Raw genomic sequence first — 13,491 nt, 5'->3', positions numbered from 1 at the left:
GTGCGATGGCAACGGCTGTCAGTGAGCGGGACGGGCGTGGGCAGGCTCTCCACCGCCTAGGTGTGAAGTGTCAAGAGGTTGTCCATCTTCCGCGATAGTTCGCAAGATTGTGGCGGTTGGAGACACCGCTGGCCCGAAGCGCCCATCGGCTGAACACGCGCCCCTTCCGGGCTTAAGTAATTTGCAGGCCGGCCGTAGTTGCTGAAAAGTTCGTGCCCGTCGGATCAACGGCGCGGATGGCCGGTCAACGCAATCGGAAGGGAGTCACACATGGCGTCGGACTTGTCGATCAAGAAGAACGCATTCAATTCGACGGCACAGTCTTCCGGCAGGGATGCGGACGCCGGCAAGGCGATTGCCTCGTCCGCGTCCCAAGGCGACCAGGACGACGAGCCGCAGCAGTTGTCCTCGCGTGTCACGCTCAGCGACGACGCGTTGAAGAGGATGTTCGATGACAGCCAGGCGGTATCCCGCATGGCCACCGAGACGGTGGCGTCCAAGAAGAACCTGGCCCGCGCGCGCATCGAAGAGATCAGGAAGCGCATCGCCATGCTCAAGAAAATGCTGGCGATGATGGGACCGGCCGCGGCCAAGAGCGTGCTGCGCGAGATCCGCCAGCTGGCCGGCCAGTTGGCGGCGGCGGCGGAAACGCTGAAGGAAGGCTCGGGCGGCATGCCCTCGTCGGCAACGGGCGTGGGCATGATGCCCGCGTCCTTGGCAACGGCGGCGTCAACGCCGGGTGGCGAAGCGGCGGCGGACGCGGCGCAGGCCAGCGCGGGCGGCGGCGAGCAGGCGGATGCCCCGGGCGGCGCACCGGGCCAGGGCGCGCAGGCGGCTGCGGCCTATGCGAAAGTCAGTGCGGAAACGGGCGCGACGCCCGACCCGGCCGCGCAGCAGGCGTCCGGCACGGACGATGCCGAGGGCGCCGGGAGTGCCGCCGCCAGCGCGCAGGCGTCCGAGAAATCCGGGGCTGGCGCCGCGGACGAGGACGTTGTCCCGGCCGGCGCCACGGACGCCGCAAGCCTGCAGCGGGCGCAAGCCCGCCAGCGCGAGGAAGATGCCAGGACGCTGCGCGAAGTGCTCCGTGATCTGAAGGCGCTGCTGTCCCTGGCCAGGCTGATGACCGAGCGCGGCGACGAAGAGGCGCGCAAGGATGCGGCGGCCTCCGAGGCAATGATCGAGGACGCGGCCAGGTCGACGGAAGCGATCGCCATGGGCGGTGTTGGCCTCATTGGGTGATACGGTCCCCTGATGTGCCCGGCTTCTTCACGTGCCGGTTCAGTTCGCCTTGAATCCCGTCGCCTTCACCACTTCCGACCAGCGCTTCGTTTCCTGGTCCATCAACTGGCGCATCGCGGCGCGGTCGCTGCTCACCACGACGAAGCCGGCTTCATTCAGCAGGCGCGCGGCGGCGGGTTCGCGCAGGGCCGCCGCGCTGTCCGCCTGCAGCCTGTCCAATACCGCGGCAGGGGTGCCGGCGGGCGCCAGCAACGCGAACCAGGCGCCGAAATTGACGGCGGGCAGGCCCTTCTCGGCAAAAGTCGGCACATCGGACAAGGCGCTGGAGCGGCGCGAGCCCGTGGTGGCCAGCGCGCGCATCTTGCCGCCCTGGATCTGCGAGGCGGCCAGGGCCGTCGTGACGAAGGCCGCCTGCACGGTGCCGGAACCCACCGCCGTCATCGCGTCGCCCGTCGAGCGGTAGTGCACGGGTTCGATGCGCAGCCCCGCCTCGCGCGCGAACAGTTCCGCGCCGAAGTGCCCTGGCGTGCCCGCGCCGAAGGTGGCGAAGTTGATGCGGTCGCTGGCCTTCTTGCCCGCCGCCACGAAGCCGGCCAGGTCGGTATACGGGGCGTTGGCCGGCACCACCAGCACGAAGTCGGCGCGCACCACTTCCGAGATGGGCGCGAAGTCGCGTTCGGGCTGGTAATTGAGATTGGCATAGGTGGCCGGGGCGATGCTGATGGAGCCGACCTCGCCCAGCAGCAGCGTCTGGCCATCGGCGGGGGCGCGCGCCACGGCCTGCGCGGCGATTTGCCCGCCCGCGCCCACCTTGTTCTCGACCACGACGCTTTCACCCAGGCGCGTGCCCAGGTGCTGCGCCAGCGTGCGGGCCACGATGTCCGGGCCGGTGCCCGGCGGGAAGCCCACGTTCAAACGCACGGGGCCTTGCGGATAGGACGCGGCGCCCGCCACCAGCGGCAGGCACAACGACACGGATGAAATCAGGCCGCCCAGCAGGCGGCGCAGCGATGCGGACATGGTTGTCTCCTCGAACGTTCATCGTTCTTGTTGGTGAGTGTGGGGGGCATGCGTGGCCGGGGCGGTCAGCCCAGGCGGAAGAACACCAGTTCGACGCGGTCGGGATAGCGCGCGCCGGTGCCCACGAACAGGCTGTCGTTCAGCCATGCCAGGCTGGGCTCGGCCGTTTCGAAGCGCGGATAGCTGCGGAAATAGATGCGCGCGGGATCCACCGGCTGGCCGCTGGCCAGCCGGGCGATGTCCTCGGCCGAGCCGGTGCGGATGCCCGTGTTCTCGACGTACACCCGGTGGCCTTCATCGGTTTCGATGAGGTAGCGCGCATGGATGTCGGTGAAGGTGGCGCTGCGGATCAGCTGGAAGTCCGCGCCGCCCGGCAGGATGCGGCCGCGCAGCCGCGCGCCTTGCACGGTGCCGCCCGTGATGGGAATCAGGCGGCGCCTGCCCTGTGGCGTGTCGCCCACTTCCTGAGGGGGATCGACCTGCACCACCACGGTGGCCAGGTGTTCCAGGGCAGGCGTCGGGCCGGCGTAGACGAAACCGTCCGCTTGGTTTGGCGCGCTCATTTGCGCTGCTCCCGGCTGGCCCGCAGCGCGGCGGGATCGAAGCCCGCCAGGCGCTTGTAGCGCAGCGAGACGGCCTGCAGCTCTTCCTGGCCGATCACGTCGGTGACGTGCGCGTAGCCGTGCGGCGCGCGCTCCTCGGCCAGTTGCATCACCTGCTCGGGACCGTTCAGGCGGTTGCGCAGCACGATGCCCGCGGTGGGCGGCAGGCGCAGCGCCTCGTACTCCAGCAGGGCGGTTTCCAGGGAGCGCAGTACGCCGGATTGCGCCTGCGCCAGGCAATCGGCCAGGCAGCGCGCGTCCAGGATGGCCTGCGCCGAACCGTTCGAGCCGATGGGGTACATGGGATGCGCGGCATCGCCCAGCAAGGTCAGGCGGCCGTTGGTCCAGCGCGGCAGCGGGTCGCGGTCGACCAGCGGGAATTCGTAGATGGCCTCGGCGCCCGCGATGACGGCGGGGATGTCGATCCAGCTCCAGCGCCAGTCGGCGAAACGGTCGGCGAACACCGACTTGTCGACACGGCGATTCCAGTCCGTGGCGGGCAAGGTGCCGTCGGGGACGGCCAGTTCGGCGATCCAGTTGATGCGCGAGCGGCCGGCCCGGCGCAGCGGCTCCGAGATGGGATAGCAGACGAATTTCTGGTCCTGATGGCCCGCCATGAACATGGTGCGGCCGTCCAGGTACGGTTCGGCTTCGGTGACGGCGCGCCACAGCATGCGGCCCGAGAAGCGGAACGCGTCGCCTGCGGGATGCATCTGCCGGCGCAGGGCCGAGTGGATGCCGTCGGCGCCGATCACCGCGTCCGCGCGAACCTCTTGCGTGGCCAGGCCGTCGCGCTGGCGCAGCACGGCGACGGCCTGGCCGCCTTCGTTGCGCGCGCTCTCCAGCGGCGTGCCGGTGACCAGGGCCTGCGGTCCCAGGCGCTCGATCACGGCCTCGGCCAGCAGCATCTGGAACTCGCCGCGATGCACGGAGTACTGCGGCACCGGATAGCCCGCGGCCAGGCCGCGCGGTTCCTGCCAGATGGCCTGGCCGTGCTTGTTGTAGTAGTGCAGCGCGGTGGTTTCGATGGCGCGTTCGCGCACGGCGTCGGCCAGGCCGAGCTGTTCGAGTTCGTCGACCGCGTGCGGCAGCAGGTTGATGCCCACGCCCAATGGCCGCAGTTCCTGGGCACTTTCGTAGAGGCGGCAGGCGATGCCGCGTTGGTGCAGCATCAGTGCGAGCGTGAGCCCGCCGATGCCTGCACCCGCAATGGCGATGTGCATGTGTCTTCTCCAGTCCCGATCCGGGATCGGGGCATATTCTATTTGTTATGCATCATAACTAAATGGCGGCGTCCGGATGGTGGGGGTTTACCCGCGAATCACTGGCGTGCCGAAGGCTTCCGGGTTAGGGTAGGCGCCTGTTTTCCACGACGTTCCCATGGCCGGTACTCCTTCCCTGCAGGCTCGCCGCCCCGCCGCGCGCGGCGAGCATTTCGAACCGCACGTGCCCGGCGTGCGCTACGGCGCGCTGGACGACCTGGTGGGCTACGCCATCCGCCGGGCGCAGATATCCATCTACGAAGACTTCCTCGCGGCGCTGGAGCCGTGGGACATCACTCCCCAGCGCTTTTCCGCGCTGACGCTGGTCGTCGAGAACGAGGGGATGAAGCTGACCGAGGTCGCGCGCGCCCTGGGCATCGCACGATCGGGAGCGGTGCAGATCGTGGACCAGTTGCAGGCGCTGGGGTATGTCGAGCGGCGCGATACCGAGTCAGACAGGCGCGCCTATGCCCTGCGGGCAACGCCGGCGGGCCAGCTCGCGCTGGCCGAGATCACGCAGGCGGTGCGGGCGCACGACCAGCGGGTCAGCGCCAGGCTGACGGCCGCGCAACGGCGGCAGCTGATCGAATTGCTCGGCAAGCTGGGATAGGCGGGCGGCGGGCCCTTCTCTGCGGCAGCCCGCACGCCTGGCCTGCCGTCCGATTCCCCGGCTGTGCGAGGCTCCTTGATGTCAACAGGCCCTAGCCCAGGCACAGATAATCGGTCAGCTTGTCCAGCATCCGGTCGCAGGCTTCGATCTGCGAGATCTCCACGTACTCATCGGCCTTGTGCGCCACCTCGATGCTGCCCGGTCCGCACACCAGCACGGCCGTCTCGTTCCATTGCTGGTGGAACAGGCCGCCTTCCGTGCCGAACGCCACCTTGGTCAGCTCGGTGTCCGGCGGCAGCAGAGAGGCCAGCAGCCGCACCGCCGGGGCGTCCGCCGGGGTGGTCAATCCGGGATAGGCATTGACCTGCTCGACGGTGGGCGGCTGCGCGCGGTCGTCGCGCATGCGCGACCGGGTGCGTTCGAGGATGCGGTCCAGGATCTCGTTGGGATCGTCCCCCGACACGTTGCGGATCTCGAAGCTCACTTCGCAGTCGGCGGGGACGATGTTCAGCGCCTTGCCGCCGCGGATCGTGCCGGCATGCACGGTGGTGTAGGGCACCGCATAACCGTCTTCGCGCGCGCCCTGCTCCGCCAGGTCCTGCTGCACGTCGCGCAACGCCTCGATCAGGTCGGCGGCCGTGTGGATGGCATTGACGAACCGCGGCGCCAGGCCAGAATGGCCGGCCTGCCCGCAGCACAGCGCACGGTACGCCGCCTTGCCCTTGTGGCCCGTGCCGATCTTCATCAGCGTGGGTTCGCCGACCAGGCACAGCATGGGCGCGGGCCGCATGTCGCGCAGTGCGCGGATCAGGTGCCGCACGCCCACGCAGCCGATCTCTTCGTCGAACGACAACGCCAGTTGCAGCGGCCGTTTCAGCGGCTTGCCGGCGGCGGCGATCATGGCCGTGACCGCGCAGGCCACGAAGCCTTTCATGTCCGCGCTGCCGCGTCCGTAGAGGCGGCCCTCGCGTTCCGTGGGAGCGAAGGGCGGCGAGCTCCAGGGCTGGCCCTCGACGGGCACGACGTCGGTATGGCCCGACAGCATGATCCCAGGCACGTCCCGCGGCCCGACCGTGGCGAACAGGTTGCAGCGCGAGGCGTCCTGCGGATCGGGCACCCGCATGGACTCGATGCCGGCCTCGCCCAGCAGGCCCTGCACGCGGGCCATCAGCTCGGCGTTGGGCGTGAGCGTGACCGACGGAAAGGCGATCAGTTCGCGCAGCAGATCCAGGCTGCTGGAGGGCGCGGGATGGGACATGGAGTGGCTCCTTTTCGTGTTGGCAGGCCCTAAGGCGGCGAGCCTTCCGCCCCGCCGGACATGTACGGATCGAAGAAGCTCGCCGCGCTCATGCCGGGGATGTATTGATCGGAGATATAGGCCCGGCAGCGCTGCATGAACACCTGGGCCAGCCGGGAGGGCTTCATGGGCTTGTAGGTGGCCAGGCCCAGCAGCATGGGACGATGCTCGCCCGCCAGGCGCAGGCGCACGAAGCGCTTGCCGTCCAGCGACTGGGTGGATTTGGGCCGCACGTTGAACAGGGCGTAGCCGATGCCGTTCGCCACCATGGAACGCACCACGTCTTCCGAACGGGAACGCGCCACGATGTTGGGTTCGACCCCCGCCTTGGCGTAGATCGACATGAAGTACTCGCGGCTCATGGGCAGGTCCAGCAGCACCATGGGCTGCGGCGCCAGTTCGTCCAGCGTGACCGCCAACTGCTGCGCCAGCGGATGCAGTTCGCTGACCAGCACGTGCGGCGGCAGGTGCGCAAGCCGCTCGAACTCGATCTCCTCGCCCAGTTGCAGGTCGTACGTCAGCGCGACGTCGATCTCCAGGGTGTGCAGCTTGTCGATCAGTTCCTGCTGGTCGCCCTCGATCATGTGCAGTTCGACCTTCTCGAACGCGCGCGAGAAGCCGAAGATGACTTCCGAGGCGATCATCGCGGCCAGCGGCTGGAAGCAGCCCACGCGCAGCACGCCCTGGATGGTGTCGCTGGAAACCGAGGCGATCTCGTACAGGCGCGAGGCGCGTTCCAGCACGTCCTCGCATTCCTGCATGACCTGGGTGCCCAGGGGCGTGAGCGCCAGGCCCTTGGAGGGATGGCGCACGAACAGCTGCACGCCCAGCTCGGTCTCGATGTGGGCGATGGCGGCGGAAATGGACGGGGGCGAGATGTGGATCTGCGCGGAGGCCGACGCGATGCTGCCGTGCTTGGCAGTGGCGACGAAGTACTCCATCTGGCGTAGCGAAATGCGATTGAGCATGGTCCGATGAAAGGAAGCAGGATCGGCTGGACCGCGGACCGGCGCGGCGCTGTCAGCGGTGGGCTGGACAAACCGCGGTTCGATCCGCCAGGCACGATCCCGCAGTGTATTCACTATGCCCATGTAACGGCGCAAGGCGTTCGACGGAGGCGCTCAACGGGGGATTCGCGACGGGCTCAGAGGTTGCCCGGCACGCCGAAACTGGGTGCCGCGCGAGGATCGCGGGCGCGGGTGATGTAGGCCTCGACCTGGGGCTCGTAGACCTTCCAGACTTCGTACAGCGCCTCGACGGGGTTGTGCTCGACCCAGTCCAGGCGCAAGTCCACGATGGGCCAATCCAGCGCGCCATGCACCAGCAGGCCGGCCGAGTGCACCGGCCCTTCCTCGCCGCCCGCGGCCTGGCCGGCCAGCAGGGCCTGCATCAGGCGCTCGGCCAACGGGCCTTGCGCCTCTTCGAAAGCGGCCAGCATGGCGGCGGGCACGTCCAGCGACGCCAGCATGTTGCCGGCGCAGGCCGCGTGGGTGCCGGCGGCGCTGGCCAGCGTGCCCAGGGCGCTGGCGCCGGTGAACAGGGCGGGCGGATGGACGGCGTCGATCGCCATCAACTGCCGATAGTCGATGAACGGACGCTGTTGCAGTTGCGCCAGCGCCTGCTCGGGCGTGTGGCCGGCCGCCAAGAGATCCAGCGCCAGCGGCCCCAGGGCGGGATCCGTGATGTTCTGGCTGACCGCAGCGCCCACGCCCGCGCGGGCGCGGATGCAGCGCGAGGCGACGGCCGGCGACGAGGACGAGACGGCGGCGCCGAACTGTCCCGACTCGGGGCAGCGGGCAATGATGGAGAAGGTCATGGCGAGGCCTTTGCTTGCGTCAGTCGGGAATGACGGCGGTGGCGTCGATCTCCACCAGCCACTCCGGGCGGGCCAGCGCGGACACCACGATGCCGGTGGACACCGGGTAAACCCCCTTCAGCCAGCGGCCCACCACGCGGTACACCGCCTCGCGGTAGCGCGGGTCGATGATGTAGATGGTGATCTTGCAGATGTCTTGCAGCTCGCCGCCCGCTTCCTTCAGCAGCATGGCGATGTTGGCCATCGCCTGCTCGGCCTGGCCGGCGGCATCGCCGATGCACACGCTCTCGGAGGTGTCCAGGTTCTGGCCGATCTGGCCGCGCAGGAAGACCGTGCTGCCGCGTGCGACGACGGCCTGGCACAGGTCGTTGTCCAGGTTCTGCTCGGGGTAGGTGGCCTTGGTGTTGAACGTGCGGATGCGGGTGTGTTTCATGGTTGCCTGGGAAGAAATTGGGGGGCGGGTGGCCGGGGCGCGCCCACCGTCATGCCTGGCTGCCATCCTCGGCCGAACCCGTGGCGACGCCTATTTGTTTTTTCCGGGGGACTGTCTCGGAATTTCCGAGCGACGGGGCGCTGCGCCCGGCCGGCGGGCTCCTCAGGAAATGCGAGCCATGCCTAAGGAAAAGGCGACTTGGCCCGGCCAGGGCTCTCTCGGATCATCATCGCTCAAGTCGGAAGATCCCGGCGCGTCAACACATCACAAGGGGTTTGCAATGATTCGAAAGCTCGTGTCGGTCGGTATTCTTTCCACTGCGATGCTGGCCAGCTTCGCGCATGCGGAGGATGCGCTGGTCATCAGTACCTGGGGCGGCAGCTTCCGCGACCTGATCGATGAAAACATCGGCAAGGAATTCACCAGGCAGACGGGCGTGCCCGTCAAGTACATCACCGGCGGCACCATCGACCGCCTGAACAAGGCCAAGCTGGCCACCACGCCCGAAAGCGACATCACCTTCACCACCTCGCACATCGGCTGGCTGTACGCCAACGGCAACCTGTTCGAGAAGCTCGACACCGCCAAGCTGCCGAATTACTCGCACCTGGTCGACCGCGCCAAGATCAGCCCCTACCACATCGGCAGCTGGGCCTATGTCTACACCATCGGCTACCGGCCGGACCTGGTGCCGAAGAGCATCAAGTTCGACAGCTGGAACGATCTGTGGAATCCGGCGCTGAAGGGCAAGCTGTCGGCACCCGACTTCGATCCCAGCCACATCATCAACGTGGCGGCCCTGCTGTCGGGTGGCGATGCGGCCACGTGGCAGAAGGGCGAGGAAAAGCTCAAGGCGCTCAAGCCCAATTTCAAGGCCTTCTACACCAATGACGCCAACAGCCAGCAACTGATCGCCACCGGCGAGACGCCCGTGCAGATCCTGCTGTCGATGAACGCCTATTACATGATCGGCCAGGGCGTGCCCATCAAGGTCGTCATGCCCAAGGAAGGCGCGGTGCTGGGGGTGGACACCATGGGCATCATGAAGGGCACGACAAAGGCCGACCTCGCGTACAAGTTCATGAACATCGCGCTGTCCTCCGAGGTGCAGTCGAAGATCGTGGCCTACAAGAAGGCCAGCCCGGTGGTCGACAACGCCAAGGTGTCCGCCGAGGACGCCGCCCTGCCCGGCGTGTTCACCACCAAGGAACAATGGGACAAGCAGGCCATCGTCATCGACGACAAGCTGCGCGCCGAGAAGACCGCCGAATGGCGCAAGTGGTTCACCGAAAACATCATGAACTGATTGCCGGCGAATCGCCGAGGCGCCGGCTTCCCGCCCGCGGGAGGCCGGCGTTCCCTTTAGCTTCAAACGACGGAACATCATGGACGCGCGCTCCAGGCTGAGAGGATGGCTGGTCTCGCCAGCAAGTTTCATTGCGCTGTGCATCTGCGTGGCGATGGTCACGGTGCTGCAGTACAGCGTCCGGGCCTTCATTCCCGGGTCGCTGGAGGTGGGCGGCTTCACGCTGGCGAACTTCACGGGGCTGGACAAGCCCATCTACGTGAACGCGTTCGCCAACACGCTGCTGCTGAGCATCGAGACGACGATCTTCTCGCTGCTGCTGGCGTATCCGCTGGCATACGCGCTGGTGCGGGTGCGCAACCGCTTCCTGAAGTCGTTCATCCTGATCGTGTCGATCACGCCGCTGTTCCTGGGCGAGATCGTGCGCACCTACTCGTGGATCATCGTGCTGGGCAGCAACGGTTTCATCAACACGGTGCTGCGCGGGCTGGGCGTGATCGAGTGGCCGCTGAACCTGATGTTCACGCACCTGGGCGTGCTGGTGGCGCTGGTGCACGTGACCATACCCGTGGTGGTGCTGATGCTGGCCACCGCCATCTCGCACATCGACCGCGATTACGAGAAGGCCGCGCAAAGCCTGGGCGCGGGGCCGGTGCGGGTGTTCCTGACGGTGACGCTGCCCCTGTCGATGCCGGGCATCATCGCCAGCATCACCACCTCGTTCGCCTGGACCTTCAGCGCCTTCGCCACGCCGCAGATGATCGGCGGCGGCCGCGTGCCCACGGTGTCCACGCTGGTCTATCAACTGGGCTTCTCGTCCATGAATTTCCCGCTGGCGGCCAGCCTGAGCATGGCGGGCCTGGCGTTGACCGTGGTGTCGCTGGCGCTGCTGGGCCGCGCGACGCGCCGACTGAAGGCCTTGGGAGGCCACTAGCATGAAGATCCGACATTCCCTGCCATTGCCGCTGCGCGTGGGCGGCCCCGCGCTGGTCATCGCCATCATCGCATTCCTGCTGCTGCCGGTGGTGGTGGTGACGCTGGCCTCGTTCAACGAGAAGGCGCTGCTGACGTTCCCGCCGGACAGCTGGTCGCTGCGCTGGTTCGAACGGGTGTTCACCTATTCGGATTTCCAGCAGGGCTTCAAGTCCAGCCTGGTCGTCACGCTGTGGTCGTCGCTGCTGGCGCTGTTCATCGGCACGGCGCTGGCCATCGCCGTCAAGCGCATGGCGTTTCCCGGCAAGGAAACCCTGCAGGCGATCCTGCTGTCGCCGCTGGTGATTCCGCATTTCACGCTGGGGCTGGGCTTGCTGATCCTGGTGGCGCAGTTGGACCTGGCGCGCGGCTATGCCATCGTGATCGTGTGCCACGTCATGCTGGTGCTGCCCTTCGTCATGCGCAGCGTCTACGTGTCGATGGAGAACCTGGACGAGCGGCTGGAGCAGGCCGCGGCCAGCCTGGGAGCCTCGCCGCTGCGCGTGCTGTTCACGGTGACCGTACCGCTGCTGGCGCCGGGGCTGTTCGGCGGCTGGCTGTTCGCCGCCATCATGTCCTTCAGCGAGTTCACCGCGTCGCTGTTCATCACGACGCAGGCGACGCAGACCTTGCCCGTGGCGATGTACAACTACGTGCGCGAGTTCGCGGATCCCACGCTGGCGGCCCTGTCGGTGGTGTACATCGCGGTGACGGCCACCCTGTTGACGGTGGCCAATTACTTCCTGGGGCTGGGCAAGGTGCTCAACATCGAAGAGAACCACTAGGCCTGCCCGGTGCAAGAAGATCGGGACCGGCCATGCGGCGGGTCCCGGTTTTTCCGTCACGACGCAGCCGCTGGCCGCCCGTCCGGCGTTTCAGTATCCGCGTGCCGGGTCCACTTCGTTGGCCGGCGCCTCGCCACGCGAGACGCGCAGGATGTTGTCGGCGATCTGACCCGCGGCCGACGATGGAATGGCCACCGACGCCAGGTGCGGCGTGATCAGCACGTTCTCCATCGTCCACAGCGGATCGTCCGCGGGCAGCGGTTCGCGTTCGAAGACGTCCAGCGTGGCCGCGCCCAGATGGCCTTCCCGCAGCAGTGCCGTCATGGCCGCCTGATCGACCAGCGCGCCGCGCGCCACGTTGACCAGCGAGGCGCCGCGCGGCAGCCGTTGCAGGCGTTCGCGGTCCAGCAGGCCGCGCGTCTGCGGCGTGAGCGGCAGCATGACCACCAGGATGTCGGCCTGGCTCAGCACGGTATCCAGCGTGTCCATGCCCGAGTAGCACCGCACGCCTTCGATGTCGCGCGCACTGCGCGACCAGCCCAGCACCGTCAGCCCCTGGCGTTGCAGCTCGCTGGCCGCGCAGGCGCCCAGTTCGCCCAGGCCCAGCACGGCCACGCGGATGTCCTGGGGCGAGCGCGGATGGCGGTATGCCCACTGTCCGCGCCGCTGTGCCTGCTCGAAATACGGAATGTCGCGCGCGTGGCGCAGGGTGGCGAACAGCACGTAGCCCGCCATCATGCGGGCCATGTCGGGATCGGTCAGGCGCGTGACGGGCACGCCGGCCGGCAGATCCTGGCGTCCGACCAGCGAGTCGACCCCCGCGCCCAGGTTGATGATCAGGCGCAGGTCCGGCATGCCGCCGAAGAAGCCTTCGGGCGGCTTCCAGGCCAGGGCATAGTGAACGCGGGACGGGTCGGTGAGCTCGCTGGAATGCAGAATGTCCAACTGCGGCAATCGGGCCTGCAGGGCCTGCTTCCACGTGGCGTAGTCGTCGAACTCGCTGTAGAAGACCAGCGAGCCCGAGGGGATGTCCGAATCCTGTGTGCGCATTGTCAATCCGCCCCGCGGATCAGCCGCGACATGGCTTCGATGGCCAGTTCATAACCCTCGCCGCCCAGGCCGGCGATGACGCCGTGGGCCGCCTTCGAGATGTAGGAGTGGTGCCGGAAGCTCTCGCGCTTCCAGATGTTGCTCATGTGCACTTCGATGATCCTGCCGGGGAAGGACAGCAGCGCATCCAGGATGGGCACGGACGAGTAGGTCAGCCCGGCGGCGTTGATGATGATGCCCGGCGACTGGCCGCGCGCCTCCTGGATCCAGTCGATCAACTGGCCCTCGTGGTTGGACTGCACGAAGTTCAGCTTCAGGTCCAGGCTGGCGGCCTTCTCTTCGCAGCGCTGCTTCAACGCGGGAAAGCTCTGCGTGCCGTAGACCTGGTTGGCGTCCAGGCCGTACAGGTTGGCGTTGGGGCCGTTGAGGAACCAGAGCGTGGGTCGATCAGAGGAAGCGGTCATGGTCGGGAACCTCAGACGTGGGGAATGGTGGACTGCAGGGCGGGCAGGGCCTGGATGGACGCGTTCCATCGCGCGGCCTGTGGATGGCTGGCGCGCCAGTCGAGTTCGGGAAAACGGAAATCCAGATAGCCCAGCGCGCAGGCCAGCGTGACGTCCCCCATGCTGGGATGGTCGACCCCCAGGGTCGAGGCCATCGATTCAATGGCATCCAGGCCGGCCGCCACTTTCACCAGTTGGGCCTCGCGCCAGGCTGGCCACTGCCACTGGGCGGGACGCGCGGTCAGTTCGTAGCGGGCCAGCATGGCGGCGTCCAGCATGCCGTCGCCCAGCGCTTGCAGCGTCAAGGCCTGCCAGCGCGCGTCGCCATCGATGGGAAACAGATGGTCGTTGCCCGACAGGTCGGCCAGATACTCGCAGATCACGCGGCTGTCGTAGAGCGGCCGGCCGTTCTGCAGGATCAGGGTGGGCACCTTGGCCAGCGGATTGTGGGCGGCGATGCGCATGTCGCGGTTCACCGGGTTGGCGGCGCTGTCCAGCCATTCGATATGGTCGGCCACGCCGCACAGGTGCGCGCACGCCATGACCTTGCGCACATACGGAGACGTGGGGGCGTAGAGCAGTTTCATCATGACGGT

General features: G+C 67.6%; 15 protein-coding genes. 5 read left to right on the top strand and 10 right to left on the bottom strand.

Features of this window, described 5'->3' with window-relative positions; all coding sequences use genetic code 11:
- Positions 1–270: 270 nt before the first annotated feature.
- A complete protein-coding gene (locus A6745_RS04255) occupies positions 271–1,239 on the top strand; it encodes a hypothetical protein (RefSeq protein ID WP_066124145.1) in 969 nt (322 codons plus the stop codon).
- 39 nt (positions 1,240–1,278) lie between these two features.
- On the opposite strand, the gene A6745_RS04250 is transcribed toward A6745_RS04255, so the two are convergent.
- The 3 genes from A6745_RS04250 to A6745_RS04240 all read right to left on the bottom strand — a co-directional run bounded on the left by A6745_RS04250 (position 1,279) and on the right by A6745_RS04240 (position 4,084).
- Positions 1,279–2,259: a Bug family tripartite tricarboxylate transporter substrate binding protein gene (locus tag A6745_RS04250; protein ID WP_066124143.1), complete on the bottom strand. Its 981-nt coding sequence runs from the start codon at positions 2,257–2,259 to the stop codon at positions 1,279–1,281.
- Between the two features lie 65 nt (positions 2,260–2,324).
- The gene (locus tag A6745_RS04245; protein WP_066124141.1) at positions 2,325–2,822 is read right to left on the bottom strand and encodes a DUF3237 domain-containing protein; all 498 of its coding nucleotides are present in this window, start codon (positions 2,820–2,822) and stop codon (positions 2,325–2,327) included.
- Positions 2,819–4,084 carry a flavin-dependent oxidoreductase gene (locus A6745_RS04240; RefSeq protein ID WP_066124139.1) on the bottom strand — a complete coding sequence of 422 codons (1,266 nt, stop codon included), beginning with the start codon at positions 4,082–4,084 and terminating at the stop codon, positions 2,819–2,821. Before A6745_RS04240 ends, A6745_RS04245 begins: the two co-directional genes overlap by 4 nt.
- 157 nt (positions 4,085–4,241) lie before the next feature.
- Between A6745_RS04240 and A6745_RS04235 the strand changes: the two genes are divergently transcribed.
- A complete protein-coding gene (locus A6745_RS04235; protein WP_066124138.1) occupies positions 4,242–4,733 on the top strand; it encodes a MarR family winged helix-turn-helix transcriptional regulator in 492 nt (163 codons plus the stop codon).
- Between the two features lie 91 nt (positions 4,734–4,824).
- On the opposite strand, the gene argE is transcribed toward A6745_RS04235, so the two are convergent.
- The 4 genes from argE to A6745_RS04215 all read right to left on the bottom strand — a co-directional run bounded on the left by argE (position 4,825) and on the right by A6745_RS04215 (position 8,279).
- Positions 4,825–5,991, bottom strand: coding sequence for an acetylornithine deacetylase (argE, locus tag A6745_RS04230; RefSeq protein WP_066124137.1), 1,167 nt, complete (start codon positions 5,989–5,991; stop codon positions 4,825–4,827).
- 29 nt (positions 5,992–6,020) lie between these two features.
- On the bottom strand, positions 6,021–6,998 hold the full coding sequence (locus A6745_RS04225; protein WP_066124136.1) for a LysR substrate-binding domain-containing protein: 978 nt from the start codon (positions 6,996–6,998) through the stop codon (positions 6,021–6,023).
- A 176-nt stretch (positions 6,999–7,174) separates the two neighbouring features.
- A complete protein-coding gene (locus A6745_RS04220) occupies positions 7,175–7,846 on the bottom strand; it encodes a DUF1028 domain-containing protein (protein WP_066124134.1) in 672 nt (223 codons plus the stop codon).
- A 19-nt stretch (positions 7,847–7,865) separates the two neighbouring features.
- A complete protein-coding gene (locus A6745_RS04215) occupies positions 7,866–8,279 on the bottom strand; it encodes a RidA family protein (RefSeq protein WP_066124132.1) in 414 nt (137 codons plus the stop codon).
- Between the two features lie 280 nt (positions 8,280–8,559).
- Here A6745_RS04215 and A6745_RS04210 point away from each other — a divergent pair, with 280 nt between their 5' ends.
- From A6745_RS04210 to A6745_RS04200, 3 genes are all read left to right on the top strand, one after another.
- Positions 8,560–9,585 carry an ABC transporter substrate-binding protein gene (locus A6745_RS04210; protein ID WP_066124130.1) on the top strand — a complete coding sequence of 342 codons (1,026 nt, stop codon included), beginning with the start codon at positions 8,560–8,562 and terminating at the stop codon, positions 9,583–9,585.
- A gap of 79 nt (positions 9,586–9,664) precedes the next feature.
- Complete coding sequence (locus A6745_RS04205) at positions 9,665–10,519, top strand: ABC transporter permease (RefSeq protein ID WP_066124128.1); 855 nt, start codon at positions 9,665–9,667, stop codon at positions 10,517–10,519.
- A gap of 1 nt (position 10,520) precedes the next feature.
- Entirely contained in the window at positions 10,521–11,342 is an 822-nt protein-coding gene (locus tag A6745_RS04200) for an ABC transporter permease (RefSeq protein WP_066124127.1), read from the top strand.
- Positions 11,343–11,432: 90 nt separating this feature from the next.
- Here the strand turns inward: A6745_RS04200 and A6745_RS04195 are convergent, their stop codons facing one another.
- The 3 genes from A6745_RS04195 to A6745_RS04185 are packed head-to-tail and all read right to left on the bottom strand — an operon-like array spanning position 11,433 to position 13,482.
- Positions 11,433–12,392 (bottom strand): 2-hydroxyacid dehydrogenase, encoded by a 960-nt coding sequence (locus tag A6745_RS04195; protein WP_066124124.1) that lies wholly within the window; start codon positions 12,390–12,392, stop codon positions 11,433–11,435.
- 2 nt (positions 12,393–12,394) lie between these two features.
- Positions 12,395–12,856, bottom strand: coding sequence for a type II 3-dehydroquinate dehydratase (locus tag A6745_RS04190; protein WP_066124121.1), 462 nt, complete (start codon positions 12,854–12,856; stop codon positions 12,395–12,397).
- An 11-nt stretch (positions 12,857–12,867) separates the two neighbouring features.
- Complete coding sequence (locus A6745_RS04185; protein WP_066125731.1) at positions 12,868–13,482, bottom strand: glutathione S-transferase; 615 nt, start codon at positions 13,480–13,482, stop codon at positions 12,868–12,870.
- Positions 13,483–13,491: the final 9 nt, after the last annotated feature.

Source organism: Bordetella ansorpii (genome assembly GCF_900078705.1).
GTDB classification, from domain to species: domain Bacteria; phylum Pseudomonadota; class Gammaproteobacteria; order Burkholderiales; family Burkholderiaceae_B; genus Bordetella; species Bordetella ansorpii_A.
This window is presented reverse-complemented; position numbering and strand designations above follow the sequence as displayed.

What these genes read in the sequence shown, in the direction of transcription:
- A6745_RS04255 (WP_066124145.1), top strand. Translation starts at nt 271, where the DNA reads ATGGCGTCGGACTTGTCGATCAAGAAGAACGCATTCAATTCGACGGCA.
- A6745_RS04250 (WP_066124143.1), bottom strand. Translation starts at nt 2,259, where the DNA reads ATGTCCGCATCGCTGCGCCGCCTGCTGGGCGGCCTGATTTCATCCGTG.
- A6745_RS04245 (WP_066124141.1), bottom strand. Translation starts at nt 2,822, where the DNA reads ATGAGCGCGCCAAACCAAGCGGACGGTTTCGTCTACGCCGGCCCGACG.
- A6745_RS04240 (WP_066124139.1), bottom strand. Translation starts at nt 4,084, where the DNA reads ATGCACATCGCCATTGCGGGTGCAGGCATCGGCGGGCTCACGCTCGCA.
- A6745_RS04235 (WP_066124138.1), top strand. Translation starts at nt 4,242, where the DNA reads ATGGCCGGTACTCCTTCCCTGCAGGCTCGCCGCCCCGCCGCGCGCGGC.
- argE (WP_066124137.1), bottom strand. Translation starts at nt 5,991, where the DNA reads ATGTCCCATCCCGCGCCCTCCAGCAGCCTGGATCTGCTGCGCGAACTG.
- A6745_RS04225 (WP_066124136.1), bottom strand. Translation starts at nt 6,998, where the DNA reads ATGCTCAATCGCATTTCGCTACGCCAGATGGAGTACTTCGTCGCCACT.
- A6745_RS04220 (WP_066124134.1), bottom strand. Translation starts at nt 7,846, where the DNA reads ATGACCTTCTCCATCATTGCCCGCTGCCCCGAGTCGGGACAGTTCGGC.
- A6745_RS04215 (WP_066124132.1), bottom strand. Translation starts at nt 8,279, where the DNA reads ATGAAACACACCCGCATCCGCACGTTCAACACCAAGGCCACCTACCCC.
- A6745_RS04210 (WP_066124130.1), top strand. Translation starts at nt 8,560, where the DNA reads ATGATTCGAAAGCTCGTGTCGGTCGGTATTCTTTCCACTGCGATGCTG.
- A6745_RS04205 (WP_066124128.1), top strand. Translation starts at nt 9,665, where the DNA reads ATGGACGCGCGCTCCAGGCTGAGAGGATGGCTGGTCTCGCCAGCAAGT.
- A6745_RS04200 (WP_066124127.1), top strand. Translation starts at nt 10,521, where the DNA reads ATGAAGATCCGACATTCCCTGCCATTGCCGCTGCGCGTGGGCGGCCCC.
- A6745_RS04195 (WP_066124124.1), bottom strand. Translation starts at nt 12,392, where the DNA reads ATGCGCACACAGGATTCGGACATCCCCTCGGGCTCGCTGGTCTTCTAC.
- A6745_RS04190 (WP_066124121.1), bottom strand. Translation starts at nt 12,856, where the DNA reads ATGACCGCTTCCTCTGATCGACCCACGCTCTGGTTCCTCAACGGCCCC.
- A6745_RS04185 (WP_066125731.1), bottom strand. Translation starts at nt 13,482, where the DNA reads ATGAAACTGCTCTACGCCCCCACGTCTCCGTATGTGCGCAAGGTCATG.